General features: G+C 73.1%; 19 protein-coding genes. 11 read left to right on the top strand and 8 right to left on the bottom strand.

The window, feature by feature from the left end:
* Positions 1 to 41: 41 nt before the first annotated feature.
* Both R6Y94_RS04370 and R6Y94_RS04365 read right to left on the bottom strand, forming a co-directional pair.
* Positions 42 to 2,972: an ATP-binding protein gene (locus tag R6Y94_RS04370; protein WP_318394431.1), complete on the bottom strand. Its 2,931-nt coding sequence runs from the start codon at positions 2,970 to 2,972 to the stop codon at positions 42 to 44.
* A 29-nt stretch (positions 2,973 to 3,001) separates the two neighbouring features.
* Positions 3,002 to 3,985 (bottom strand): transposase, encoded by a 984-nt coding sequence (locus tag R6Y94_RS04365; protein ID WP_318394430.1) that lies wholly within the window; start codon positions 3,983 to 3,985, stop codon positions 3,002 to 3,004.
* 34 nt (positions 3,986 to 4,019) lie between these two features.
* On the opposite strand from R6Y94_RS04365, the gene R6Y94_RS04360 reads away from it, so the two are divergent.
* From R6Y94_RS04360 to R6Y94_RS04330, 7 genes are all read left to right on the top strand, one after another.
* Positions 4,020 to 4,190 (top strand): type II toxin-antitoxin system prevent-host-death family antitoxin, encoded by a 171-nt coding sequence (locus R6Y94_RS04360; protein WP_318394429.1) that lies wholly within the window; start codon positions 4,020 to 4,022, stop codon positions 4,188 to 4,190.
* Between the two features lie 105 nt (positions 4,191 to 4,295).
* The gene (locus tag R6Y94_RS04355) at positions 4,296 to 5,543 is read left to right on the top strand and encodes a Mur ligase family protein (protein WP_318394613.1); all 1,248 of its coding nucleotides are present in this window, start codon (positions 4,296 to 4,298) and stop codon (positions 5,541 to 5,543) included.
* 13 nt (positions 5,544 to 5,556) lie between these two features.
* Positions 5,557 to 6,291, top strand: a complete 735-nt coding sequence (locus R6Y94_RS04350) for a glutamine amidotransferase (RefSeq protein ID WP_318394612.1) — start codon at positions 5,557 to 5,559, stop codon at positions 6,289 to 6,291.
* A 120-nt stretch (positions 6,292 to 6,411) separates the two neighbouring features.
* Positions 6,412 to 7,158 (top strand): TVP38/TMEM64 family protein, encoded by a 747-nt coding sequence (locus R6Y94_RS04345; RefSeq protein WP_318394428.1) that lies wholly within the window; start codon positions 6,412 to 6,414, stop codon positions 7,156 to 7,158.
* A 335-nt stretch (positions 7,159 to 7,493) separates the two neighbouring features.
* Positions 7,494 to 7,949 (top strand): (2Fe-2S)-binding protein, encoded by a 456-nt coding sequence (locus R6Y94_RS04340; RefSeq protein ID WP_318394611.1) that lies wholly within the window; start codon positions 7,494 to 7,496, stop codon positions 7,947 to 7,949.
* Positions 7,936 to 8,952: a xanthine dehydrogenase family protein subunit M gene (locus tag R6Y94_RS04335; RefSeq protein ID WP_318394427.1), complete on the top strand. Its 1,017-nt coding sequence runs from the start codon at positions 7,936 to 7,938 to the stop codon at positions 8,950 to 8,952. The genes R6Y94_RS04340 and R6Y94_RS04335 overlap by 14 nt, the downstream gene beginning before the upstream one ends.
* A gap of 13 nt (positions 8,953 to 8,965) precedes the next feature.
* Entirely contained in the window at positions 8,966 to 11,209 is a 2,244-nt protein-coding gene (locus R6Y94_RS04330; protein WP_318394426.1) for a xanthine dehydrogenase family protein molybdopterin-binding subunit, read from the top strand.
* A 170-nt stretch (positions 11,210 to 11,379) separates the two neighbouring features.
* Here the strand turns inward: R6Y94_RS04330 and R6Y94_RS04325 are convergent, their stop codons facing one another.
* Together R6Y94_RS04325 and leuS are read right to left on the bottom strand one after the other, a co-directional pair.
* Positions 11,380 to 12,861 carry a pentapeptide repeat-containing protein gene (locus R6Y94_RS04325; RefSeq protein ID WP_318394425.1) on the bottom strand — a complete coding sequence of 494 codons (1,482 nt, stop codon included), beginning with the start codon at positions 12,859 to 12,861 and terminating at the stop codon, positions 11,380 to 11,382.
* Between the two features lie 277 nt (positions 12,862 to 13,138).
* On the bottom strand, positions 13,139 to 15,982 hold the full coding sequence (gene leuS, locus R6Y94_RS04320) for a leucine--tRNA ligase (protein ID WP_318394424.1): 2,844 nt from the start codon (positions 15,980 to 15,982) through the stop codon (positions 13,139 to 13,141).
* 409 nt (positions 15,983 to 16,391) lie between these two features.
* Between leuS and R6Y94_RS04315 the strand changes: the two genes are divergently transcribed.
* The 3 genes from R6Y94_RS04315 to R6Y94_RS04305 all read left to right on the top strand — a co-directional run bounded on the left by R6Y94_RS04315 (position 16,392) and on the right by R6Y94_RS04305 (position 21,318).
* On the top strand, positions 16,392 to 17,450 hold the full coding sequence (locus R6Y94_RS04315; protein WP_318394423.1) for a MoxR family ATPase: 1,059 nt from the start codon (positions 16,392 to 16,394) through the stop codon (positions 17,448 to 17,450).
* Positions 17,451 to 17,452: 2 nt separating this feature from the next.
* Positions 17,453 to 18,751 carry a DUF58 domain-containing protein gene (locus tag R6Y94_RS04310; protein WP_318394610.1) on the top strand — a complete coding sequence of 433 codons (1,299 nt, stop codon included), beginning with the start codon at positions 17,453 to 17,455 and terminating at the stop codon, positions 18,749 to 18,751.
* Between the two features lie 86 nt (positions 18,752 to 18,837).
* Entirely contained in the window at positions 18,838 to 21,318 is a 2,481-nt protein-coding gene (locus R6Y94_RS04305) for a DUF3488 and transglutaminase-like domain-containing protein (protein WP_318394422.1), read from the top strand.
* Between the two features lie 356 nt (positions 21,319 to 21,674).
* On the opposite strand, the gene R6Y94_RS04300 is transcribed toward R6Y94_RS04305, so the two are convergent.
* Together R6Y94_RS04300 and R6Y94_RS04295 are read right to left on the bottom strand one after the other, a co-directional pair.
* Positions 21,675 to 22,061: a DUF3040 domain-containing protein gene (locus tag R6Y94_RS04300; protein WP_101367165.1), complete on the bottom strand. Its 387-nt coding sequence runs from the start codon at positions 22,059 to 22,061 to the stop codon at positions 21,675 to 21,677.
* Positions 22,062 to 22,176: 115 nt separating this feature from the next.
* The gene (locus tag R6Y94_RS04295) at positions 22,177 to 23,436 is read right to left on the bottom strand and encodes a DNA polymerase IV (protein WP_318394421.1); all 1,260 of its coding nucleotides are present in this window, start codon (positions 23,434 to 23,436) and stop codon (positions 22,177 to 22,179) included.
* Positions 23,437 to 23,555: 119 nt separating this feature from the next.
* Here R6Y94_RS04295 and R6Y94_RS04290 point away from each other — a divergent pair, with 119 nt between their 5' ends.
* Positions 23,556 to 24,560 (top strand): aldo/keto reductase, encoded by a 1,005-nt coding sequence (locus R6Y94_RS04290; protein ID WP_318394420.1) that lies wholly within the window; start codon positions 23,556 to 23,558, stop codon positions 24,558 to 24,560.
* A 151-nt stretch (positions 24,561 to 24,711) separates the two neighbouring features.
* Here the strand turns inward: R6Y94_RS04290 and R6Y94_RS04285 are convergent, their stop codons facing one another.
* Both R6Y94_RS04285 and R6Y94_RS04280 read right to left on the bottom strand, forming a co-directional pair.
* Positions 24,712 to 26,124: an alkaline phosphatase family protein gene (locus R6Y94_RS04285; RefSeq protein ID WP_318394419.1), complete on the bottom strand. Its 1,413-nt coding sequence runs from the start codon at positions 26,122 to 26,124 to the stop codon at positions 24,712 to 24,714.
* Positions 26,121 to 26,870, bottom strand: coding sequence for a methyltransferase domain-containing protein (locus R6Y94_RS04280; RefSeq protein WP_318394418.1), 750 nt, complete (start codon positions 26,868 to 26,870; stop codon positions 26,121 to 26,123). Before R6Y94_RS04280 ends, R6Y94_RS04285 begins: the two co-directional genes overlap by 4 nt.
* Positions 26,871 to 26,885 lie beyond the last annotated feature (15 nt).

Below are 26,885 nucleotides of genomic sequence, written 5' to 3'. Positions count from 1 at the left end.
GCGATCGACCGGGCGACGCCCCGCGGCCGGGTGGCGACGGCTCAGGTCAGCTCCGGCCACCGGGCCGCGACGTCCAGGGCGGCCCGGACCGGATCGCCGCCCCACCGGCTGGCGAACGCGTCGATCACCACCCACCCGGCCTGGACCAGCGCGCGGTGCCGGGCGATGTGTGCCGCCGGGCCGGACGGCTGGACGGCACAGTTCAGCCCGACCGCCGACGCACCGGCGCCGACACAGAGGTCCACCGTCCAGCGCCCGACCGGAAAGTGGCGCCGGACCGGCAGCCCGATCCGGGCCAGTTCGACGGCCAACTCGCCCGCCCAGCCGCCCGGCACCGGGCTGCCGGCTCGGACCGGCGCCGGGCCTCGGGCTGCGATCGGCGCCAGGCTGCCGACCCCCGCCGGGCCGCGTGCCGTCGTTGCCGCGGCAGCGGGCCGGGCCTGCCCGCCGCACGACGCGCCACCGCCTGCCCGCCCGGCGGCGGACGTGCCCGGAACGGCGACCGGCTCGCCGCGCGGCTCCGGCGGCAGCGCCGCGTACCGCAGATAGTCGCCGAGCAGGCCGTTCGGCGCGGACTGCGAGGTCAGCACGACCATCCGGCGCCGTGCCCGGGTGATCATCACGTTGAACAGGTTCGGGTCGGTCAGGAACCGGATCCGCCCGGCGGGAACCGGATCGGTCACCGCCAGCGACACCAGTACGGTCTCCGCCTCGCTGCCCTGGAACGAGTGGACGGTGCCGACCCGCAGCCCCAGCCGCTCGATCTCGGTCACCGGAAACTCCGCCACCAGCGCCGACTCCAGCGCGTTGGCCTGGGCCCGGAACGGGGTGATCACGCCGATGCCGACCCGACCCGCCTCGGCCAGCCGGCGTACCTCGGCCACCACCGCCGCCACCTCGGCCCGGTTCACCCCCGCCTCGGTACCCTCCGCCGGCACCGTCCGCACGTCGATCACGTCCGCCGTCTCGTTGCCGGGATGCCGGGTGGCCACCGCGATCCGGTCACCGTAGAAGCGGTGCGCGGAGAACTCGATCAGGTGCGGGGCGCAGCGGTAGTGCTCGTCCAGCCAGGTCACCGGGGCGGCCCCGGCGGCCAGGTCGAAGGCGCTGATCCGGCGTACGTCGACCCGGTTGTCGAGGCCGTGCCGGTGCAGGGTCGCCACCACGTCGACGTCGGCGACGAACGAGACGAACCGCAGTTGCCGAGGATCGCCCACCACCAGCGCCCGACGGGCCCGGGCCAGGACCGGCGCCGCCCGGATCTGGTCGGTGTGCGACGCCTCGTCCAGGATCACCAGGTCGAAGAGCCCGGCGATCGGCGGCAGCAGCTCCTCGACGTCGGTTACCGTGCCGATCCACAGTGGCAGCGCCCGGACCAGGGACTCCCCGCTCAGTTCGGCGAGGAGTTCCCGGCGCCGGTTGCGGCCCGCCCGCAGCGCACCGGCCAGCGCGGCGGCGCTGCGGCGGCCGGCGGAGTCCCATCGCTCCGGGCCACGGCTGCGATGCCGCATCGCGGTGCCCAGCGCCGCCGACAACCGCTGCCGCGCCTGCGCCAGCACCGGCCACAACGGGCCCGGGTCGGCACCGCCGACGGTCGCCAGCCGGGCCGCCGCCATCTCCGCCCGGGCCGCCGCGATCGCGTCGTCGAGCCGGTCCAGCGACACCGTCTCCGCCGCACCGAGCCGGCGGCGCAGCCGGCGGCCCGGTCGCCCCGGCAGCCAGCGCCGCCACCACGTGCCGGCCGAGGCCCGGGCCCGCCCGGCCGCCCGGGCCGCCGCCACCAGGTCGGCACCGGGTTCGAAGGCACCGGGTACGTCGAGTCGCAGCCCGCCGGCCACCGGCGCCCAGCGCTGCACCTCGCTGGCCAGCAGTTCGAGGTCCAGCAGCTCGGTGAGTTGCCCGGTCACCCGTTCGACCTCGGCGGTCGCCTCGGCCACGGCGGCCCGGTCCGCGTCCAGGGTCGCCGCCGTCACCTCAGGCTCGGCGGTCACGTCGAGGGAGGCCGCCAGTGCGGCCCGGCGTTCCGCGTCGCCGAAGAGCACCGGTCGCGGGCCCGGATAGCGCTCCAGCAGTTCGCCGAGCACGTCGGCGGCGTGCGTGGACTGGGTGACGACCAGTACGCTGCCGCCCCGGTCGACCACGTCGAGCGCGGCGGCGACCACGGCGTGGCTCTTCCCGTTGCCCGGTGGGCCGGAGACCACGGTCACCGGCTGGTGCCGGACCCGGCGTACCACCTCGGTCTGGGCCTCGTTCAGCGGCAGCGGCGAGTCGACCGGTCCGGAGTCGGCCGGGGCGGCGGGTGCGTCCGGGGCGGCGGTGCCGTACACCACGGCCAGGGCGGTGGACTCGACGCCGGGCCGGGCGGCCCAGGCGCGCAGCCGGTCACCGAGCGCCAGCCCGGCGACGTCCCGCACGCTGAACAGCACCGCCGAGACGTAGAGCACCGGCGGCCGGGCCGGAAAGCTCGCCCGACCGGTACGCCGGGTCCGGTCGTACCCGTGTATCGGCAGGCCGGCGGCCTGGGCGACGGTACGCAACCAGGCCTCGGCGCCGGTGCTGGCCAGCCACCCGGATCCGCCCAGGCCCGGCGCCACCTCCAGCCGGGCGGCCAGGTCGCGGTCCTCGACCAGCGGAGTGACCTCGAAGTCGCCGGCCGGGACGACCCGGTACCCGCGCAGCGTGCGCTCCAGCCGGACCGGCTCGCTGAGCAGCGGGAAGCGCACCTTCCTGGTCACGCCGTCGGTCTCCACCACCCCGGCGACCAGGCCCCAGCCACGGCGCAGCGTCCGAAGGTCGCGGTGCAGCAGGTCGGCCGCGGCCAGCCGCTCCACCTCGCGGGACGGGCGGCAGGACTGCGGGTCGGCCAGCCAGATCAGCGGTTGGCCGGGACGGGTCACGTCGAGCACCCGCTCGGGTGCGGCCGGGGCGAGGTCGGCGAGGGCCCGCAGCACGGACGCGACGGAGGGGCTCATCGGCAGCCGAGCTTGACATCCTCCCCGCCCTAAAGGACGGGGATTCCCTCCACGCTGCGCGTAGAACACGCGGCGTCCGGGTGGGTTACCGCTTCGCCGCGCGGTGCCACCATCGCTGGTGGTCTGACCCGCGCTCCACGGTCGTTTGAGTTGTCCGCCCGTCCGGCGGCCAACACGTTGCTGGCGGCGTTCACGTCCCGGTCGTGGGCTGCTCCGCAGGGGCAGCCCCACGCTCGGACGTTGAGGGCCATCTTCTCGTGGATACGGCCGCACTGCGAGCACATGCGAGTGGACGGGAAATACCGGTTGGCCGAGCCCTTCTGCTTACGCGAGAGTGCCTGCTGCAACCGCTTGAACTTGCGGGCCGCTCGGCGCAGGAACTTCGGGGCCGCGACCTTCGTGCCATCCGACAGCACCGCGAAGTGGGTCAGGCCCAGGTCGATACCCACCTCGGACTCTGCGGGCGGCAACGGCTCAACCATGGTCCGCACGACGAACGAGGCGAAGTACCGGCCGGCCGCGTCCTTGATGATCGCCACAGACGACGGGTCCGACGGCAGCGAACGCGACCGGCGCACGGCGACGTCTCCGATCTTCGGCAGCCTGAGCTTGCCGTTGTCGAGGACCTTGAACCGGGCATTCTTGGTGAACCGGATCGCCTGCCGGTTGTCCTTGCGTGACCGGAACCTCGGCGGCGCGACCTCGCGGCCCTTGCGCTTGCCCGAGACCGAGGCGAAGAAGTTGCGGTACGCGGTGTTCAGGTCCGCCGGCGCCTGCTGCAACACCACCGCCGACACCTCGCCCAGCCACGCCCGTTCTGGCGTCAGCTTGGCCTGCGTGATGACCCGCTTGGACAGCTCGACGTCCGAGACGTACGGCAAGCCCTGCTCACGGGCCTCCTGCCGGGCGCGCAGCCCGTCGTTGAACACCACTCGAGCGCACCCGAACGCCCGAGCCAGCTCGATCTGCTGGCCGGGCGTCGGATAGACGCGGTGGTTGTAACGAAGCAGCACGTACAACAGAGTACAGCAATGTACGATAATTGCCGTGACCGACTTGAACGAGATCAGTGTGGCCGACCTGCGCAAGAATCTGGCCCAGGTTCTGAACGACACCGCAGTGCAGGGCAAGACCTTCTACGTGACCCGTAACGGCCGCCGGATCGCCGCCGTGGTGCCCGTACCCCTGGCCGAGCAGCACGAGCAGGCGCGAGGTTAGGGCACTGCTCGGGCCTGGCCGCGGCCCGGTGGCGCCGGGTACTTTCGTGCGGCGGTCACCCGCCCGGCGTCGTCCGGTAACCTCGCTCGCGTGACGGACGGGAAGATGCCTCTTCGGGCGAAGGTGGCCAGTTCGGTGTCGCGCACCGCCGCAGCCCTGTCCCGGGCGGCCGGCCGGGGTGACGGCTCGGTGATCGGCGGGTGGATCGGTCTCAAGATCGATCCTGATCTCCTCGCCCATCTGGCGTCCGGCCGGGCCATCGCGCTGGTCTCGGGCACCAACGGCAAGACGACGACCACCCGGCTGACCGCGGCGGCGGTCGGCGTACTCGGCCGGGTGGCGACCAACTCCTTCGGGGCGAACATGCCCACCGGACACACCTCGGCACTGGCCAAGGCCGGCACCACTCCCTACGCCGTGCTCGAGGTCGACGAGCACTACCTGGCCCAGGTGCTGGAGGCGACCGAGCCCCGGGTGGTGGCCCTGCTCAACCTCTCCCGGGACCAGCTCGACCGGGCCAAGGAGGTGGCGATGATGGCCCAGCTCTGGCGGGCCGCGCTGGTCCGGCACCCCTCGGTACGGGTGGTCGCCAACGCCGACGACCCGATGGTGGTCTGGGCGGCGACCCCACCGGCGACCCGCAGCCCGCAGCTGGCCCCGGCACCGGTCACCTGGTTCAGCGCCGGCCAGCGCTGGCACGACGACTCCTGGGTCTGCCCCGAGTGCGGCTCCCCGATCGAGCGGATGGCGGACCAGTGGTGGTGCACCGGCTGCTGGCTGCGCCGGCCGGAGCCGCAGTGGGTGGTCGAGGACGACGGTGTGGTCGACCCCGCCGGTGACTGGCACAAGGTGGTCCTGCAACTGCCCGGCCGGGTCAACCTCGGCAACGCGGCGACCGCGCTGGCGGTGGCGGCCGAGTTCGGCGTACGCCCGACCGACGCGGTGTCCCGGCTCGGCGGGGTCGCCTCGGTCGCCGGCCGGTACGCCCAGGTGGTCAAGGACGGCCGGACGATCCGGCTGCTGCTGGCCAAGAACCCGGCGAGCTGGCTGGAGGCGTTCGACATGGCGGAGGTGGCGCCGACGCTGCTGTCGATCAACGCCCGGGACCCCGACGGGCTGGACACCTCCTGGCTGTTCGACGTCGACTTCGCCCCGCTGCGCGGGCGGCAGGTGCTGATCACCGGCGACCGGGCGTACGACCTGGCCGTCCGGCTGGACATCAACGGCGTACCGTTCCAGCACGTCAGGACCTTCACCGAAGCGATCACGAGCGTCCCGCCAGGCCGGCTTGAAGTCATCGCCAACTACACGGCGTTCCAGGACATCCGAGCGGAGTTGGACCGTGTCAACTGATCCCGCCTACCGCATGCCGGGCCAGGCCGGTGGAGAGAGCAACCTGCGGATCGTCTGGATCTATCCGGACCTGCTCTCCACCTACGGCGACCGGGGCAACATGCTGATCCTGGCCCGCCGGGCCGAACTGCGCGGCCTGCCGGTGGAGTGCATCGAGATCCGCTCCGACCAGCGGCTGCCCACCTCGGCCGACATCTACCTGCTCGGCGGCGGCGAGGATGGCCCGCAGGCGCTGGGCGCGCAGCGGCTGATCGCCGACGGCGGGCTGCGCCGGGCCGCCGAGCAGGGCTCGGTGGTCTTCGCGGTCTGCGCCGGTTACCAACTGCTCGGCGGCTCGTTCTTCGCCAAGGGCGCCAAGTGCGCCGGCCTGGACCTGCTCGACCTGCACTCCGACCGGGGGCCGTCCCGGGCGGTCGGCGAACTCGCCGGTGCCATCGACCCCCGGCTCGGGTTGCCGCCGCTGAGCGGCTTCGAGAACCACGGTGGGCGTACCCACCTGGGCCCCGGGGTGTCGCCGCTGGCCCGGGTCAGCACCGGGGTCGGCAACGACGGCGCCACCGAGGGGGCGTGGCGGGGCAAGCTGCTCGGCACGTATTCGCACGGTCCCGCGCTGGCCCGCAACCCGGCCCTGGCTGACCTGCTGCTGCGCTGGGCGGTCGGGATGCAGCAGCTTCCGCCGCTGGACGACACCTGGTCGGACCGGCTCCGGGCCGAACGCAACGCGGCCCTGGCCGCCGCCCGGCAGTGAGCCTTTACCACCCGAACGTTGCCGCTGCGCCCGCCGGAGCGCGGCGAACCAGAGCGGCGCGAGCGCCTCGACTTTCACCTGCGGCCCCGGCGGACCGCACGGAGAGGTTGAAATAGGTTCATGATTGGACGCGTCCGGCGATTGCTCCGGCAGCGGTCGGTCGCGCGATTCACCGTACTGCTCCTGGTGCTCGGCCTCTTCGGGCTGGCGCTGCTGCTGGTGCCCCGGCCCGAGGTGGCACAACTGCCTCGGCTGGCCGACCGGCTCGGTGCACTCGCACCGGTCGCCGCGATCGGTGGCGGCGCGCTGCTGCTGGTCGCGCTGGTGCCCCGGACCGCGATCACGGTGATCTGGGGAGCGATCTTCGGGCCGCTGCTCGGCGCCGGCTACACGCTGGCCGCTGCCCTGCTCGCCGCCCTCGCCGGCTTCGCGGTCGGCCGGCTGCTCGGTCGGGAGTTCGTCGCGGAACGGGTACGCGGCCGGCTGGCCCGGCTCGACGGATGGTTCGCCCGGCAGAGCATGCTCGGCGTGGTCAGTGTCCGGCTGATCCCGATCGGCGGGTTCGGGCTGATCAGCTACGGCTACGGCACCACCGGCGCGCGGCTGGCACCGTTCCTGCTGGGCAGCGTGCTGGCGGCCACCCCGTCCGCGTTCGGCTACGCCGCGGTGGGCGCTGCGGCGGTCTCGCCGGACGAGGTGAACTGGCTGGCGGTCACCCCGGGCGCGCTGGGTCTGGTCGCCACCGCGGTGCTGGCGCTGCGCTGGTGGCGGGCGGAACGCGCCGCCGGGCAGGGCCGTCGGTCCGGTGGTGCCGCGAACGGCGACCAGCACGTCCTGGCCGACCGCCCGGCCCCGAACCCGGAGTAACCGGTAGCGGAGGGCCGCTCCGACCGGTTGCCGTGCCGACTGCGCATTTCGCGGTATTTGCCCTATAAGGACTGTTCGTCGATAGGCTGATCGCACCACCGTTCTCCTTCAGCGGCAGCCCCCGGAGGACGGATGGCTGCGCCTCACCCCGGGGCCGGGCGATCCCCGGCCCCGGCGGTGGGCGTTCCCGCCGGGCGCGGTACCCCGGGCAGCGATGGTCAGCGAGGTGACGGGTGAAGTCGTACGCCGAGGCAGCCGGTGCGGTGGAGGTCGCCGACACCGCCGTCGTACGCGGCCCGAACGCCACCGTCGTGCGGCTCTCCGTCAACGGCACCATGCGGAACATCCTGGTCGAGCCCCGGGTCAGCCTGCTGGACGCGCTGCGCGACCGGCTCGACCTCACCGGCACCAAGAAGGGCTGCAACCAGGGTGCCTGCGGCGCCTGCACCGTCTGGGTGGACAAACGGCGGGTACTGGCCTGCCTCACCCTGGCGATCACCTGCGAGACCCGCGAGGTCACCACCATCGAGGGGCTGTCCGACGGGGTGGAACTGCACCCGATGCAGCAGGCATTCATCAACCAGGACGCCTTCCAGTGCGGATACTGCACCCCAGGCCAGATCATGTCGGCGGTGGCGTTCCTCGCCGAGGGGCATGCCGCGGACGACGGGCAGATCCGGGAGTGGATGAGCGGCAACATCTGCCGGTGTGCGGCGTACCCGAACATCCGGGCCGCCATCCGGCAGGTCCGGGACGAGGCCGGGACGGGTGGGCCCGATGCGGCCGGTTAGCTACTCCCGGGTGGCCGACGTGGCCACCGCGATCGGGACGGTCGCCGCCGACCCGGGCAGCACCTTCCTGGCCGGCGGCACCACCGAGGTCGACCTGCAACGCATCCACGTCGCCGGGGCGAAGCGGCTGGTGGACATCAACGACCTGCCGCTGCGGCAGGTCGAGGAGCTGCCCGGCGGCGGGGTACGGATCGGCGCCGTCGCCCGGATGAGCGACGTCGCCCAGGCCCTGCCGGTCCGGCGCCGGTTCCCGATGCTCTCCCAGGCCCTGCTGCTCGGCGCCTCCCCGCAACTGCGCAACATGGCCTCGATCGGCGGCAACCTGATGCAACGGACCCGCTGCGGCTACTTCCGGGACGTGGCGGCGCCCTGCAACAAGCGCGAACCGGGTACCGGGTGCAGCGCGATGAACGGGATCAACCGGGGCCACGCGGTCCTCGGCACCAGCGAGTACTGCATCGCCACCCACCCCTCCGACCTGGCCGTCGCGCTGGTCGCGCTGGACGCGGTGGTGTTCACCCAGGGACCGGCCGGGCACCGCCAGATCCCCGCCGACGACTTCTACCTGGCGCCCGGCCAGACCCCGGATCGCGAGCACCCGACCGCGCACGGCGAACTCGTGGTGGCGGTGGAGATCCCGCCGCTGCCGATGGCCAGTACCTCGATCTACCTGAAGGTGCGGGACCGGGAGTCGTACGAGTTCGCGCTCGCCTCGGCGGCGGTCGCCGTCTCGCTGGACGCCGGAGTGGTCACCGACGCACGGCTGGCGCTGGGCGGCGTGGCGACCAAGCCCTGGCGGGCCCGCCGGGCCGAGTCGGTGCTGGTCGGCGCCCCGGCCACCGTCGAGTCGTTCCGGGCGGCGGCCGACGCGGAGCTGGCCGACGCGGTGTCGCACGGAATGAACGCATACAAGATCGAACTAGGCCGGCGCACGATCGTACGGGCGCTGCGTATGGTCACCGGCGACGCCCGGACGGTCAGCGACGACGGGAACCCCCCATGAGCGGAGTGCGCAGATGAGTCCGGTGCTCGGGGCCGCCCTCGACCGGGTGGACGGCCGGGCCAAGGTCACCGGCGCGGCCCGGTACTCCGGCGAACTCAACCTGCCCCACCTCGCCCACGCGGTGCTGGTCGGTGCCCGGGTACCGAGCGGCCGGATCATCGGGATCGACTGCCGGCAGGCCAGCGTCGCGGACGGTGTGCTCGCGGTGCTGACCCATCTCGACCTGCCCCGGGTCGCGGCCCGACCGAAGCTCTTCCCGTCGCTGGCCGGGCTGACCGCGCACGGGCAGAGCTTCTTCCCGATCCAGGACGACGTGGTGCACTACGCCGGCCAGCCGGTCGCGATCGTCGTCGCCGACACCGTCGAGCGGGCCGAGTACGCGGGCAGCCTGGTCCAGGTGACCTACGCCGAGACGCCGTCGGTGACCCTGCTCGACCAGGGGCGCGACCAGGCGTACGAGCCGGAACGGATCTTCGGCGGGCTGGTTCCCGGCCGGAACCCGACCCGGGGCGACCCGGAGACGGCGCTGCGCGACGCCGAGGTGCGCCTCGACCTGACCTACCGGTTCGCGGCCAACCACCAGAACCCGCTGGAGGCGGGGACCACCACGGCGGTCTGGGACGACACCGACCGGCTCACCCTCTACGACTCGACCCAGGGGCCGACCGCGACCCAGCTCAGCGTCGCCGAACTGCTCGGCCTGCCACCCACCCAGGTCCGGGTGGTCAGCCACTACGTCGGCGGCAGTTTCGGGGCCAAGGCGCTGATCTGGCCGCACGTCACCCTCACCGCGCTCGCCGCCCGCCGGGTCGGCCGGCCGGTCCGGCTCACGCTCAGCCGTGACCAGATGTTCCACTCCTGCGGGCACCGGGAGGAGCAGGAGCAGCGGATCCGGGTCGGCGCCGGCCGGGACGGGCGGCTGGTGGCGTTCACCCACGACAAGTTCTCGCTGACCTCGCACTTCGACGACTGGGCCGAGACCTCCCTGGAGTCGGCCGCGATCACGTATGCCGCGCCGAACTACGCCGGCGGCTACCGGCTGGTCCGGGGCAACACCGTCACCCCGACCTTCACCCGTGGCCCCGGCGAGGCGACCGGGATGTTCGCGCTGGAGTCCGCGATGGACGAACTCGCGTACGCCACCGGGATCGACCCGGTCGAGCTGCGGCTGCGCAACCACGCCGACGTCGACCCGGACACCGGCAAGCCGTGGTCGAGCAAGGGGCTGGAGGAGTGCTACCAGCGCGGCGCCGAACTCTTCGGCTGGGCCGACCGCGACCCGACCCCCGGCGCCCGGCGGGACGGCCACCTGCTGATCGGTACCGGCATGGCCACCGCCGCCTATCCGGTGGCCGCCCCGATCAGCCCGCAGCGGGCCCGGGCCCGGATGTACATCGACGGCAGCGCGGTCGTCGAGGCCGGCATCTCCGAGTTCGGCACCGGGGCGCTGACCGCGATGACCCAGGTCGCCGCGGACGGCCTCGGCCTGCCGGTCGATCGGGTACGGTTCCTCGGCGGCACCACCGACCTGCCCAACGTCGCCTCGGCGGTCGGCTCGGCCGGCTCGGGCGCGACCAGTTCGCCGGTACACCTGGCCTGCACCCAGCTCCGCGACCAGCTCGTCGGGCAGGCGGTCGCCGACCAGCACTCGCCGTTGCACGGCACCGACCCCGCCGCAGTGGTGGTCCGGGACGGCCGGATGTGCCTGCGCGACCGGCCCGAGGTCGGCGAGACGTATGCCGAACTGCTCACCCGGAACCACATTCCGGACGTGGAGACGGTGGGTACCTGGATGCCGGTCCTGCCGCCCATGACGGACTACGCGATGCACACCTTCGGGGCCCAGTTCGCCGAGGTGGCCGTCGACGCCGAACTCGGCCTGGTCCGGGTACGCCGGCTGGTCGGCGTCTTCGCCCCGGGCCGGGTACTCAACCGCAAGACCACGCACAGCCAGCTCATGGGCGGGATGCTCTGGGGGCTGGGCCAGGCGCTGCTGGAGGCGACCCGGATGGACCCGCACACCGGGCGCTGGGCCAACGCCAGCCTCGCCGACTACCTGCTCCCGCTCAACGCCGACGCCCCGGACGTCACGGTCGACGTCATCGAGGTACCCGATTCCGTGGTCAACCCGCTCGGCGTGAAGGGCGTCGGCGAGATCGGCATCGTCGGTACCTCGGCCGCGATCGCCAACGCCGTCTACCACGCCACCGGCCGACGGATCCGGCACCTGCCGATCACCCTGGAGGACCTGCTCTGAGGACCGGCCGGAACCGCCGACCGACCGACTGCTCACAGGTCCACTCCGTGCTCGGCCCCGGACGAGGTCGCCGCCGGCCCCGGGCTCCACTCCGTCCTCGGCCCCGGGCGAGGTCGCCGGCTGCTCCGGGCTCCACTCCCTGCTCGGTTCCGGACGAGGTCGCCGCCGGGCTAGTCGCCGAGGGGCAGCCGGGTGCCGAGGCGGGCTCCGGCGGCGTCGACCGGACCGTGGAAGGTGGCGACTCCGCTGCCGCCGTCGAGGTCGAAGGTGGCCCGTTCGAAGCGGCAGCCGGCGAAGCTGGTGGTGCCGTGAAACTGGGTTCCGACGAATTCGGCGTATCCGCCCTCGCCGCCGCTGAAGTCGAGATCGACCAGGGTGGCGCCGCAGAGCCAGAGGTTGGTCTCCGGCCAGTACGGCTCGGCGGCCGGGCGCAGCCGCTCGGCGAGCACCTGTTGGACCTCCCGGCGCAGGTCCAGCTCCTCGGCCTGGGCCGGATCCAGGTCGCCACCGACCAGGAACGGCAGCGGCGCACGCAGATAGGCGCAGAGCGCGTCGACGACACGTTCTCGCAGCTCCGGACGGGTGTCGCCGAGTTCGGCCAGCAGCCGCAGGCCGGCACGCCGGATGTCGGGGTCCGGGTCGGCGAGCTGCCGGGTGTACGGGTGGACGCCCTGGTCCGGCACCAGCCGGCCGGTGCCGGGCTCCGCCGCCCAGCCCAGCGGCCAGTACGTCTCGCCGTATCCGTCCTCGTCGTCCTCGTCCGACCAGTGCGCACCGGTCAGCTCCACGGCGGGTTGGTCCAGGTGCACCCGGGCGGCGAACTCGGCCTCCCGGAAGTCCGCCGCCGCGCCGAACCGGGCCTTGTAGAACCAGGCTGGGCCGGCGAAGCGGGCGCCCCGGAACGAGACCGGGCCGGCGAAGCGCGCCCCGTCGCCGCCCTCCTCCCAGTCCTGGTAGTCCTCGATCAGGACGGCGACCGGCCACTGCGGATCGGTCTCGTTCGGCTCGTCCCAGGGCAGCGGGATGAGCTCCTCGATCGTCTCCCAGGCCGGGTCGTCCTCCCAGAGGGTCTCCTCGCCCCGCCCGAACCAGGCAATGTCGCCGAACTCCGCCCCGACGAACCCGGTCTCGCCCCGGAACCGGGCCCGGCCGAAGACCGCCTCGTCGCCGAAGCGGACACCGTCGAACCGGGCGTCGCCCTCGAAAACCGTACGCGGGAAGAGCGCCTCGCCGTCGAAGCTGGCCCCCTCGAACGACGCCGTGCCGACGAACCGGGTGTCCGCGAACCGCCCCTCGGCCAGCTCGCAACCGCGCAGGTCGAGGTCGACCAGGGTGGTACCGGACAGGTCGAGGCTGATCTCCGGCCACGGCCCGGGGTCGCCGGGGCGGAGCCGGTCGGCGAGCAGGGCGAGGGCAGCCCGCCGCGGGTCGGTCTCTCCGTCGTCGATGGACCCCACGCGCGCCGCCGGACGATCCGCCGGACCGGTGGTCCGCAGGTGTTCGCAGATCGCGTCCGCCACCGGCTGCCGGAGTTCGGGGCGGCCGTCGGCGCGGGCCAGCAGCCGGCGTATCACCGGGAGCCGCTCGGGCGACGGCTCCGCCGCCAGGTCGGCGAGGTCCGCCCGGTGTTCGTCCAGGTCCCGATCCGCCATACCCGCCCGCTCCCCTTCCGCGGCTGCTCCGGCCCACGGTGCTGCTGCACCGGCGGCGCCGGAACGCACCCTAGCCGCAGCGGGCAACTCCGGCCGCCGCCGGCGCCCCCGGCATCGCCGGCAACCGCTCGCCCGCACCGCTCACCTGGACGCCAGATGCCCTACCGATGCCGCGTAACGCCTCTGACGTCCAGGTCCAGCCCGGAACAGGCCGGGACCGGGACGGGCCGGGACCGGAACCCGCCGCCCGGCACCGACGGCGGGTTGCCGACGGGGGTCAGGCGACGACGCTGACCATTCGGCCCGGTACCACGATCACCTTGCGCGGCTCGCGACCGGCCAACTGGTCGGCGACCGCCGCCAGCGCGGCGGACCGGATCGCCTCCTCGGCCGCCTCCGCCGGCACCTCGACCCGCCCCCGGACCTTGCCGTTGACCTGCACCGGGTACGTCACCGTCTCGGCGACCAGCAGGCCCGGGTCGGCCACCGGGAACGGCTCGTACGCCAGCGACTCGGCGTGCCCCAGCCGGTGCCACAGCTCCTCGGCGATGTGCGGGGCGAACGGCGACAGCATCAGCAGCAGCGGCTCGGCCACTTCCCGGGGCGTCGTCTCCAGCCTGGTCAGACCGTTGGTCAGCTCGATCAGTTTGGCGATCGCGGTGTTCATCCGGATGCCGTCCAGATCGCCCCGGACCCCGTCGATGATCCGGTGCAGCAGTCGCCGGGTCTGCTCGTCGGCCGGGGCGTCGGTGACCCGCAGCTCGCCGGTGTGCTCGTCGACGATGGTCCGCCAGACCCGTTGCAGGAACCGGTACGCCCCGATCACCGCCCGGGTCTCCCAGGGCCGGGAGACGTCCAGCGGGCCCATCGACATCTCGTAGACCCGGAAGGTGTCGGCGCCGTACGCCTCGCACATCTCGTCCGGGGTCACCACGTTCCGCAGCGACTTGCCCATCTTGCCGTAGACCCGGGTGACCTGCTGGTCGCCGAAGTAGTACTTCCCGTCGACCTCCTCCACCTCGGCGGCCTCGACGTAGCTGCCCCGGTCGTTCTGGAAGGCGTACGCCTGGATCATGCCCTGGTTGTACAGCCGGCGGTACGGCTCGAAGGACGAGACGTGGCCCAGGTCGTACAGCACCTTGTGCCAGAAGCGGGCGTACAGCAGGTGCAGCACGGCGTGCTCCTGGCCGCCGACGTACAGGTCGACGCCCCCGGGGTCGCCGGGCGACTGCGGGCCCATCCAGTACCGCTCGTTGGCCGGGTCGACGAACCGCTCCGGGTTGGTCGGGTCCAGGTAGCGCAGCTCGTACCAGCAGGAGCCGGCCCACTGCGGCATCACGTTGGTCTCCCGGGTGTACCGCTTCGGCCCGTCGCCCAGGTCCAGCTCGACCTCGACCCAGTCCTTGCGCCGGGACAGCGGGGTCTCCGGGTCGGAGTCGGCGTCGTCCGGGTCGAAGGTGCGCGGCGCGAAGTCGTCCACCTCGGGCAGCTCGACCGGCAGCATCGACTCGGGCAGCGCCACCGGGTTGCCCTGCTCGTCGTAGACGATCGGGAACGGCTCGCCCCAGTAGCGCTGCCGGCTGAACAGCCAGTCCCGCAGCCGGTAGGTGACCGCGCCGGCGCCGTGCCCGTTCGCCTCCAGCCACTCGATGGTCTTCGCCTTGGCGTCGGCGACGAACAGCCCGTTCAGGTCCAGGCCGCCGTCCGGCGCGGCGCTGTTGATCGCCGGCCCCTCCCCGGGGTACGCCTTGCCGTCGAAGTTCTCCGGCGGCTGCACGGTGCGCACGATCGGCAGCTCGAAGACCTCGGCGAACTCCCAGTCCCGCTCGTCCTGCCCGGGCACCGCCATGATCGCGCCGGTGCCGTAGCCGGCCAGCACGTAGTCGGCGATGAAGATCGGGATCTGCGCGCCGTTGACCGGGTTGCTGGCGTACGCCCCGATGAAGACGCCGGTCTTCTCCCGGTTCTCGGCCTGCCGCTCGATGTCGGTCTTGGCGCCGGCCGCCTTCCGGTAGGCGTCCACGGCGGCCCGGGGAGTCGCCTGCCCACCGGTCCAGGCGTCCCTGGTCCCCGCCGGCCAGGCGTCGGCGGCCAGCGACTCGACCAGCGGGTGCTCCGGGGCCAGCACCATGTAGGTGGCCCCGAAGACGGTGTCCGGCCGGGTGGTGAAGACCCGGATCGGCGCGTCGGTGGTCGGGAACTCGATGTGCGCGCCGGTCGACCGGCCGATCCAGTTCCGCTGTTGCAGCTTGATCGGCTCGGGCCAGTCCAGCGCGTCCAGGTCCTCGATCAGCCGGTCACCGTACGCGGTGATCCGCATCATCCACTGCTTCAGGTTGCGCTTGAAGACCGGGAAGTTGCCCCGGTCCGACCGGCCGTCCGGGGTCACCTCCTCGTTGGCCAGCACCGTGCCCAGCCCCGGGCACCAGTTGACCGGCGCCTCGGAGACGTACGCCAGCCGGTGGTCGTCGACGATCCGCCGCCGCTGCGCCGGGGACAGCTCGGACCAGGGGCGGCCCTCCGGGGTGGCCCGGGTGCCGGACTCGAACTCCGCCACCAGCTCGGCGATCGGCCGGGCCTTGGCGGCGGCGGTGTCGTACCAGGAGTTGAAGACCTGCAGGAAGATCCACTGCGTCCAGCGGTAGTAGTCGGTGTCGATGGTCGCCACCGAGCGCCGGTCGTCGTGCCCCAGCCCCAGCCGGCGTAGCTGCGACCGGTAGTAGCCGATGTTCGCCTCGGTGGTGGTCCGGGGGTGGGTGCCGGTCTGCACCGCGTACTGCTCGGCCGGCAGCCCGAAGGCGTCGAAGCCCATCGTGTGCAGTACGTTCCGGCCGGCCATCCGCTGGTAGCGGGCGTAGCAGTCGGTGCCGATGTAGCCCAGCGGGTGCCCGACGTGCAGCCCCGCCCCGGACGGGTACGGGAACATGTCCAGCACGAACAGCTTCTCGGCGTCCGCCCGGGGATGGCCGGGATCGGCCAGCGGCCCGACCGGGTTGGGCGCCCGGAAGGTACCCCGCTCGGCCCACCGGTCCTGCCAGCGGATCTCGATCTCGCCGGCCAGCTCGGCCGTGTACCGGAACGGCGGGATGTCCGCCGTCGGCTCGGCTGCCTCGGTCGTCATGTCGTCTCCTCGCTACGTCCGCCGTCGCTCCGCCCTGGTCGACCGGGCTGGCTGAGCATCAGATTCAGGTTTGTGGGCCGGGTCCGTTCTGCGGGCATAAAAAAGCCCCTCACGCAGGAGGGGTGGCCGTGCTGTCGCTGTCTGTCGCGTCAGCACGGCTCGCTAAGGAGCAGGTAGACCCTGGACATGTGGCCATCGTACCGCGCACCCGGCAGCGCTGTCGCACCCGATACCGGCCCGGAGATCCGACCCGGGCTCTCCCGGTGTGCTCGGCTCTCCCGCCGAATGCGGTTAGCCTGAGTGATGCGGGTGATCCGGTTACTCCGGACGGACGTATTCTCCCGCGAACCATACGGCCGGCCCAGGGACTCTTACTAGGCGGCGGCCGTGACCGACGAGGAGGAGGCCCGTGACTCAACAGACCTGGGACGAACTGGGTGGCACGCTGCCGAGCGACCAGTTCCGTGCCGCCAGCGACGCGATCGTGGCCAACATCGAAGAGGTCATCGAGGGCAAGACCGCGACGGTCCGGCTCGCGCTCGCCGTCCTGCTGGCCGAGGGCCATCTCCTGATCGAGGACGTACCGGGCGTCGGCAAGACCAAGCTGGCCAAGGCGCTCGCCCGGTCGATCGACTGCTCGGTCCGGCGCATACAGTTCACCCCCGACCTGCTGCCCAGCGACGTCACCGGGGTCAGCGTCTACAACCAGGAGACGCACGACTTCGAGTTCAAGCCGGGCGCGGTCTTCGCCAACCTGGTGGTCGGCGACGAGATCAACCGGGCCTCGCCGAAGACCCAGTCCGCGCTGCTGGAGAGCATGGAGGAGCGGCAGGTCACCGTCGACGGCGTCACCTACGAACTCCAGACCCCGTTCATGGTGATCGCCACCCAGAACCCGATCGAGATGGAGGGGACCTATCCACTGCCGGAGGCGCAGCGCGACCGGTTCACCGCCCGGATCGCGATGGGCTACCCCGACCCCGGTGCCGAGCTGGCCATGCTGGACGTGCACGGCGGCCGGGACCCGATCCACGAACTGCGACCGGTATCCGACGCCGCCACCGTCCGGAAGCTGATCGCGACGGTCCGTGACGTGCACGTCGCCGACGCCGTCAAGCAGTACGCTGTCGACCTGGTCACCGCCACCCGGGAAGCCCCCGACCTGCGGCTCGGCGCCTCCCCCCGGGCCACTCTGCAACTGCTGCGCACCGCCCGGGCGGTCGCCGCGCTGGAGGGACGCGACTACGTCCTCCCCGACGACCTCCAGGCGCTGGCCGTGCCGGTGCTCGCGCACCGGATCATCTCCACCGCGGACGCGCAGCTCGCCCGGCGTACCACCGACGCGATCGTCTCCGACCTGGTGCACCGGCTGCCGTTGCCGCACGAGCGGCAGCGCTCGCCGTACGACACCCGGCCGTCGTCCGAGGACGGCACCGGGCGCTCGCAGTACGAGCCGCGGAGGCGGTGACGGTGCGCGAGGCACTGCGCGGCCTCACCACCCGGGGGCGGTCGTTCCTGGCCGCCGCCGTGGCAGCGGCGATCTCCGCGCTGATCCTCGGCGAGAAGGACCTGCTCCGGGTCGCCATCCTGCTCGGCGTACTGCCGCTGCTCGCCGCCCTCTACGTCGGGCGCAGCCGCTACAAGCTCGCCTGCAGCCGCTCGCTGGAGCCGCACCGGGTGCCGGTCGGCGCCAGCTCCCGGGTGGTGCTCCGGTTGCAGAACATGTCCCGGCTGCCGACCGGGACGCTGCTGCTGGAGGACCGGCTGCCGTACGCGCTCGGCAGCCGTCCCCGGGTGGTACTGGAACGCCTCGGCGCGCACCAGGCGAGTTCGGTGGCGTACACGGTCCGGGCCGACGTACGCGGTCGCTACGAGGTGGGTCCGCTGGTGATCCGGCTGACCGACCCGTTCGGGCTCTGCGAGCTGACCCGGGCGTTCCCCAGCGTCGACCCGCTCACCGTCATCCCGCAGGTCACCCCGCTCCCCTCGGTCCGGCTGGCCGGCGAGTACGCGGGCACCGGCGAGAGCCGGGCCCGTTCGGTGGCGGTACACGGCGAGGACGACGCGGCGACCCGGGAGTACCGGCGCGGCGACGACCTGCGCCGGGTGCACTGGAAGTCCACCGCGCGCACCGGTGAGCTGATGGTGCGCCGGGAGGAGCAGCCCTGGGAGAGCCGGGCGACGGTGGTGCTGGACACCCGGGCGTTCGCGCACCGGGGCGAGGGGCCGACCGCCAGCTTCGAGTGGGCGGTGTCGGCGGCGGCCAGCATCGCCGTGCACCTGCGGCAGGCCGGATACAAGCTCCGGCTGGTCAGCGACTCGGGGATCGACGCCAGCGCGAACGACGCCGGTGGCGAGGGTCTGCTGCTGGACTACCTCGCCGACGTCCGGCTCAGCCAGCGCGGCGACGTGGCGACGTTGGTCGAGCGGGTCCGGCAGCGCTCCGACGGCGGGCTGGTCATCGCACTGCTCGGCACGCTGACCACGGCCGAGGCGGACCTGCTGGCTGGGCTGCGCGGCAACGGCGCGACCTGCATCGCGTTCCTGGTGGACAGTTCGACCTGGCTCAACCTGACCCCGCAGGCGCGCGAGGAGGCGAACCACGCGCACGGCGCCGCCGCACTCGGGTTGATGCAGAGCGGCTGGCGGGTGGTCGGGGTCGAACACGGCAGCAAGCTGCCGGCGCTCTGGCCGCAGGCGGCCCGGGGCTCGCAGGGCTTCGCCTGGCGGGCCGTGCTGGCCGAGACGGTCGCCGGCGGAGTGCGATGACCGGTCGCCGGAGACGGGATCGACGAGGCGGATGAGGGCGATGCGATGAACCGGAACGGCAGCACCGGCACCGACGGGAAGATGTGATGAGGGGACGCCGACACCTGGGGTTCGTGGCGGCCGCGGCCACCCTGCTCGCCGCCGCGCCGATGTCCACCATCTACGAGCGGTGGACCTGGCTGATCCAGTGCGCGGTCATCGTCGCGCTGATCGCCGGTACGGCCACCCTGGCCCGCTGGTGGCGGGCACCGGTCTGGGCCCAGGGGCTCGGCATGGTGGCGGCACTGCTGTTCGGGCTGACCTGGATCTTCCCGAGCGGCCAGGAGATGATCTCCCTGCTGCCCACCCCCGGCACCGTGACCCACTTCGGCTCGCTGCTGGCCAACTCCGGCGAGGACATGCGCTCGTACGGCGTACCGGTCCAGGACCTCGACTCGCTGCTCTTCCTGACGGCGCTCGGCGTCGGCGGGGTGGCGATCGTGGTGGACCTGCTCACCGTCGGGATACGCCGTCCCGCCCTGGCCGGGCTGCCGATGCTGGCGATCTACTCGGTGCCGGTGGCGGTACACGTCGACAGCGTCTCGGCGGTGCCGTTCGTGATCGGGGCGGTCGGCTTCCTGTGGCTGCTCGCCGCCGACAACGTGGACCGGGTACGCCACTTCGGACGCCGGTTCACCGGCGACGGCCGGGACGTGGACGTCTGGGAGCCGTCGCCGCTGGCCGCCGCCGGCCGCCGCCTGGCGGTGATCGGTGTCGCGGTGGCCGTACTGCTGCCGCTGGCCGTACCGGGGATGACCTCGGGGCTGCTCAGCCAGTTCAACTCCGGTGGTGGCAGCGGCGATGGCAGCGGCCGGGCCGGCCCCGGCGGATCACCGGGCCGGGTGAACCTCTTCGCCCAGCTCAGCGGTGAGCTGAACCGCTCCGAGCAGCGCGACATGGTGCGGGTGACCACCAGCGACCCCGAGCCGGCATACCTGCGTTTCGCGGTCGCCGACGACTTCGAGCGGACCGGGTTCGGGCCGCGCTCCCCGGAGGGGACTCCGGTGACCCAGGGCCTGCCGGATCCGCGCGAGGTGACCCGAGGAGCCCCGGGCATCACCCACGAGCAGTACAACGCGGACGTCGAGATCCTCGACTTCGCCATGCCGTTCCTGCCGGTCTACACCGCACCGGTGAGTACCCGCCAGATCGACGCGAACTGGCGCTACGACGCGACCATGCAGGTGGTCTACTCGGAACGGGCGTCGTCGCGGAACCGCAGGTACTCCTTCGACTTCGTCCGTTCGGAATACACCCCGAGCGCGCTCGCCGCGGCACCGACCCTGGCGCCGGAGCACGCGTTCCGGAAGCTCTACACCACGGTGGAGCCGGTACGGGAGGTCGAGGAACTCGTCGACCGGCTGACCACCGGCAAGCGGAACGACTACGAGCGGGTCCGGGCGATCTACGACCACTTCTCCCGGAAGAACGGGTTCAGCTACGCCCTGAACACCGAGGGCGGCACCAGCGGGCAGGACATCGTCAACTTCCTCACCAACAAGGTGGGCTTCTGCCAGCAGTACGCCGCCGCGATGACCTGGCTGGTCCGCGAGGCCGGCATCCCGGCCCGGGTGGCCTTCGGCTTCACCAGCGCCAACCGGTCGGGCAACACCTACACCCTGACCAACAACAACCTGCACGCCTGGACCGAGGTCTATTTCACCGGCATCGGCTGGGTCCCGTTCGACGCGACGCCGGCGGCCAGCATCACCGGCTCGCGGCGTTCCCAGTGGGCGCCGGATCCGGACGCACCCGAGCAGACCTCGACCACTCCGGACACCCCGGCCGGCCCGACCACCGACCCGTCGGCCGGCCCGCAGGCGACGGACGGGTCGGACCGCCCGCTCGACGAGGCGTTCGACGGCGCCGCCGGGATCGCCCCGGACAGCGGGCCCAACTGGCCGCTCTGGGTGCTGGCCGGGGCGGTGCTGCTGGTCCTGCTGCTCACCGTGCCCGCCCTCCGGCGGGTGTTGCTCCGGCGGCGCCGCCAGACCCGGGCCGCGGCCGCGGCCAGCACCCTCGCCTCGGTGGCGGCGGACGGGACCGCGGCCCCCGGGGTCGCCCGGGTGGTACTCAGCGACTCCGAGCTGGCCCGGGCCCGGGCCGACGCGCACGCGGCCTGGGACGAGCTGGTCGACACCCTGGTCGATTTCCGGGTCCGGGTGGATCCGGCGGAGACGCCCCGGGCCACGGCCGACCGGCTGGTCCGGGAGGGGCTGACCGCCGGCGGCGCCGACGAGGCGATCCGCCTGCTCGGGCACGCCGAGGAACGCGCCAGGTACGCCCGGGAGCCGCTGCGGCACGGTCCGCTGGGTGAGGCCCTCCGCTCGGTACGCCGGGCGCTGAGCGCCGGAGCCGACCGGCGTACCCGGCTGGTGGCGGCCACCCTGCCGCCGTCGGTGCTGTTCCGCTGGCGATTGGCGGTCATGGATCTGTCGGCCGGGTTCGTCGGGCTGACCGGCCGGCTCCGGGACCGGCTGCTGCGGTGGAGCCCTCGACGGGTGCTCGCCGGACGCCCGTCCCGCTGATCCGAGCCGTACCGGTCGACCCCGACCGGAGGTGTCGCAGGGCCCACCCCGCGAGTCGCGGGGTGGGCCCTGCGGTCTGCCGGATATGCGCCGGCGGAGCGCCTGGTGGATCCGCCGGAAGAGTCCGGCGATCTGCCGGGAGAGTCCGGCGGATGCGCCGGGAAATCGGACCGGTGCGACGTCACCCAGCGAGGTCGTGAGGCGGATCACGGCTAGCCGGCACCCGTGCCGGGGACGCGAACGGCCGGCGGAGACGCACGCCGGCAGCAGTGTGTAGGCATGGAGAAACGCCACTGGTCGCCGGGACAGAACCCGGCGGTACCGTCAGCGGGGCGTGCCCCACGGACGGAAGACGGTCAGCGGTGGCCTTCCGGCCGCTGACGCCACCTCTCCTCGAGTCGGTCGATCAACGACAAGCGTCGCCCGCTGCGGACACGGCGGCTGGTGGTGCCGCCGACCACGTGCAGGTCCGGTGACTGCGCCTTACGCTGCGACAGCATCGCGAACGCGGCCGCACCGAGCATCACCACGAAGCCCGCCACTCCGAGCAGCGGAGTTTTGCTCACCGTGCCGTAGACGACCAATGCTAGGCCAGCGATGATCACGCTGACCGCGACGAGCAGGCGACGCCGCGCGTGGAAACGCGGATCGCTGGCGCGCACAGCCGAGGCGAACTTAGGGTCCTCGGCAAGCGACTGCTCGATCTGCTCGAACAGCCGCTGCTCGTGCTCCGAGAGCGGCACGGCACTCCTCCCCGGTCACGTTGGTCGGTCCGCTCGGACCGACAGACCGTGGCAGCCAACCGGCTGCTTACCCGCCAGTCTACGAGGGGGGTCGCGGGTCGGAAAGCGGGACGACCTATGGCCGCGCCGGATTTTCCGTCCGCCGCAGGTCGCCGTGCCCCAACAGACTCGCTGGGCGCACCATGGAACGCCCGAATCGGGCGGCCGCGGCGTCCGCCGCGGCCTCCGCCTCCCGCCAGCCGTGCTCGGGCGCGCCCAGCGCGAGCTGTCGGGGAGTCTGGTCGCCGTCGCTGAGCCCCTCGACCCGGACGCCGATCAGCCGGATCCGGTCACCCGGGCCGAGAGCGTCGAACAACGCCCAGGCGGTGTCGAACACCTCCCGGGTCACGTCGGTCGGCCCGCCGAGCGTGCGGGACCGGTTGATCGTCCGGAAGTCGGCGAACCGTACCTTGATCGAGACCGTCCGACCGACCTGCCCGGCCCGGCGCAGCCGGACGCCGACCTTCTCGGCGAGCGCCAGCAGAGCCCGCCGGATCGTCTCCGGCTCGGCCAGGTCGGTGTCGAAGGTGACCTCGGCCCCGATCGACTTCTCCGCGTGCTCCGGGCTGACCCGGCGGGGATCCCGCCCGCAGGCCAGCTCGTGCAGGTGGGTCGCGGCCGCGTCGCCCAGGCTGCTCCGGAGCATCCCGACCGGCGCCTCGGCGATGTCCCGGACCGTCCGCAGGCCGAGCCGGCGCAGCGTCTCCGCCGCCCGCTCCCCCACCCCCCAGAGCGCCTCCACCGGCAGCGGATGCAGGAACTCCAGCACCTGGTCGGCCGGCACCACCATCAGCCCGTCCGGCTTGGCCCGGGTGGAACCGAGCTTGGCCACGAACTTGGTAGGCGCCACCCCGACCGAACAGGTCAGGCCCTCCTGCTCGGCGACCCGGGCCCGGATCAGCCGGGCGATCTCGGCCGGCCGGCCGAGCAGCTTGCGCGCCCCGGCCACGTCGAGGAACGCCTCGTCCAGTGAGAGCGGCTCGACCAGCGGGGTCACGTCGCGGAAGATCTCCATCACCGCCCGGGAAGCGGCCGTGACCTGCGCGAAGTCGGGTGGCAGGAAGACCGCCGACGGGCAGAGCGCCCGGGCCCGCATCGTCGGCATCGCACTGCGCACGCCGTATTTCCGGGCCTCGTAGCTGGCCGAACTGACCACGCCGCGCGGGCCGACCCCGCCGACCACGACGGGCCGACCCCGCAGGTCGGGCCGGCGACGGACCTCGACCGCGACGAAGAACGCGTCCATGTCGACGTGCAGGATCGGCGAGCCGGAGTCGTCGGCGTCCGCGCCGAAGCGCGGATCACCGCCGCGTGGCACGGACTGGCTGCGACCCATAGCGGCAGGTTAACCCGGGGGTACGACGCAACCGCGCCGACAATTCCGGTTGGCACCGAACGGGTACGGCTCTCTATCATTGCGGTCCGGCACAGCACCGGACACGCGGGAGGAATCCGATGAAGACGGTGCCACTCGGGCAGACCGGCGAGCGGGTCAGCCAGTTCGCCCTCGGCTGCATGCTGATGGGCACGCTCGCCGACGACGAGTCGTCGTACGCGATCCTCGACCGCTACCTCGATGGCGGCGGCACCTTCCTGGACACGGCGAACTGCTACGCCTGGTGGCCCGGCCCGCCCTTCGTCGGCGGCGAGAGCGAGAGCCTGCTCGGCCGCTGGTTGCACCGCAGCGGACGGCGTGACGAGGTGTTCCTGGCCACCAAGGGCAGCGCCTGGATCCGCGACGTGGACGCGGTGCGGAACAACCCGCACGACCCGCGGGCGGCGAGCCGGCAGTACGAGGGTGCCGGCGGGGACACCCTGCGCCGGGCGCTCGACGACAGCCTGCGCCGGCTCGGCACCGACCACGTGGACCTCTACTACGTGCACGTCGACGACCGGAACACCTCGCTGGAGGAGACCCTGGAGGCCCTGGCCGGGCTGGTCTCGGCCGGCAAGATCCGGTACGTCGGCTGGTCCAACGTCCGGACCTGGCGGCTGGAACGGATCCGGCAGCTCGCCGACCGGTACGGCTGGCCGGCCCCGGTCGCCCTGCAACAGCAGCACTCCTACCTGCGCCCCCGGCCAGGTGCCGACACGCTCTCGATCGTGGACGACGAACAGCTCGACTACCTGCGGGCCAACGACGCGGTGACCCTGGTGGCATACTCGCCGATCCTCAAGGGCAGCTACGACGACCTGGCGAAACGGCGCGACCACCACGTGATGGAGTCGTACCGGGGGCCGGACGCCGAGGCCCGGTTCGCCGCCGTCGCCGAGCTGGCCGCCGAACTCGGGGTCACCGGCAACCAGCTCGTACTGGCCTGGCTGCTGCACCAGCGGGATCCGGAGTTCGTCACGCTGTTCGGCCCGCGCACCCCCGAGCAGTACGCCGCGGCGCTGCCGGCGCTCGACCTCACCCTCATCGACGGGCAGTTGACCCGGCTGGCCGAGGCCGGCGCCTGACTCCAAGCCAGTGTCGCTCCAGGAGCGGCGCCACGCCTTCCGGGTGGAAAGAAATTCGACATCGAACCGTCGAGATCTGCAGTCGGAGCGACACTGACGCCGTCATCGAATGGATCCGGGAGAACCGGCCGACCCAGCGGACCGACGGGAGCTAACCCCGCGGCGACGGTACGACCAGCAGCGGGATCGTCATCTCGGTCGCCGTACACGAGCCGTGGTACGCCACCAGCGTCGTCTCGATCGGGTTGTGCGTCTTCGAGGCGAGTACCACGGTCGGGGTCAGGCAGGCGACCACCACGTCACCGATGCGCGGCAGGTGTGCCTCGGGTACCGGGCCGAACCAACCGGCGGCCACCGCTTCCTCCCGGGTCGCCACCCACGCCTGCTCGCCGAGCACCTCCGACCAGGCGGCCACCACGTCGGCGGTCGCCCCGGCCAGGGTGTGCAGGTAGCGGACCCGGGCCTCGCCGGCCACCACCCGTATCCCGGCCCGCAACCTGGGATCGGTGTCCAGGTCGTACCGCCCCTGCGCCGGGATGTCGAGCTGGCCGTGGTCGGCGGTGACCAGCAGTGCGGCGTCCGGCGGCAGCCCGTCGACCAGCCGGGTCACCAGCGCGTCGACCTCGGCGACCGCCGAGCGCCAGTCGGCGGAGTCGATGCCGCTGAGGTGCCCGTGCCGGTCCACGTCCGGGTGGTAGCCGTAGACCAGGGTCGGGCCGTCCCCGGTGGTGAGCGCCGCGAGCATCTCGGTGGCCAGCGCGTCGACGTCCTCCGCGCCCCGATGCGCCCCGCTCCGGTAGGCCGCCACGCTCAGCCCGGTGTTCGCCAGCGCCGGCCGGCTCACCACGGTCACCGCGACCCCGGCCGCCTCAGCCCGCTGCAACTGCGTCGGCAACGGCTGCCACCGGCGCGGATCGGGATCGTCACCGGAGCCGGCGGCGGGCGCGGGCACCGGGTCTCCGAACGGGGAGCCGGGAAGCTCCGGCCCGGCCGGATCCGCCGGCCCGCCGACGCCGAAGCTGGCCGCGCCGAGCGGGTCGGCCGTACCGGCCAGCTCGACCGTGCCGGCGGAGGACCAGGAGCCGCTGGGGCGGTCACCGCCCACCGGCGAGCCCGGGCCGCCACCGGGGAAGTTCGGGCCGTCGACCGGCGACCTCGGCCAGTCGATGTGCGTGAGCACCCGGTCGGTGCCGGGCACGTTGACCCGGAAGCCGAGCACCCCGTGCGCACCGGGCGCGGCCCCGGTGCCGAGGCTGACCAGGCTGGTCGGGGTGGTGGAGGGGAAACCGCAGGTGAGCGGGCGTCCGAACCGCCCGGTCAGGTCGGTCAGTGCCGGCGCGTGCGGGGCGGCGGTCGGCAACTGGTACCAGCCGAGCCCGTCGACCAGCAGCACCGCGATCCGGCGTACCCCGACCAGTTGGTCGGCCAGCCCGAGCGGGTCGGCCCGGTCATCGGCCCCCGGGTCGCCGGCCGGCACGCCGAGCACCGACAGCGCGCTCGGCAGCACGTCGGCGAGGCTACCGCCGAAGTAGTGCGGCCGGACCAGGTCGAGTGGGCTCGTCATGCCAGACGGCGGGCGAACAGGTGCAACTGGGCGGCGATGTCCCGGTACGGCGGCTGGGCGGAGGCGGCCAACTCCAACTCCAGCAGAGCCGGTGGGTCCGCCTCGGCGGCCACCGCCGGGATGAGGTCGGCGAAGACGCGTACCCCGTGGGTCTGCTCGACCGCCAGCCCGGCGGCCTCCAGCAGCGCGGCTGCGCCGTCGGCGTCGTAACGCCGGCGCAGGGTGTCCCGGGGCCCGGCGTGCCCGTCCGGATCACCGAGCAGCGTGGCGGCGACGTCCAGGTGCCCGTTCATGACCCGGCTCAGCACGGCGGCGGCCCGGTTCGCCACCAGTACGCTCGCCGCGCCGCCGGGGCGCAGCGCGGTGCCGATCGCCCCGACCACCCCGGCCGGATCGTCGACCACCTCCAGTACGGCGTGGCAGAGCACCAGGTCGGCACTGGCCGGCTCGACCAGCCCGGCGAGGGCGTCACCGTCGCCCTGCACCGCGCGTACCCGATCGGCGACCCCGGCCTCGGCGGCCCGCCGGGTCAGCGCGGCGAGCGCGTCGGGGCTGGCGTCGACCACCGTCACCCGGTGGCCGGCCTCGGCCAGCGGCACCGCGAAGCCGCCGGTCCCGCCGCCGACATCGAGCACGGTGAGCGTCCTGCCCTGCTGCCGGGCAAGCTCACGGCGCAGCACGGTCCAGACCACGGCGGTACGCGGGCCGGTCGCCGGGCCGGACGGACGGCTCTGAGTTCGCTCCACCCGACGAGCCTAAGC

This window comes from Plantactinospora sp. KLBMP9567 (assembly GCF_033446045.1).
Taxonomy (GTDB): Bacteria; Actinomycetota; Actinomycetes; order Mycobacteriales; family Micromonosporaceae; genus Plantactinospora.
This window is presented reverse-complemented; position numbering and strand designations above follow the sequence as displayed.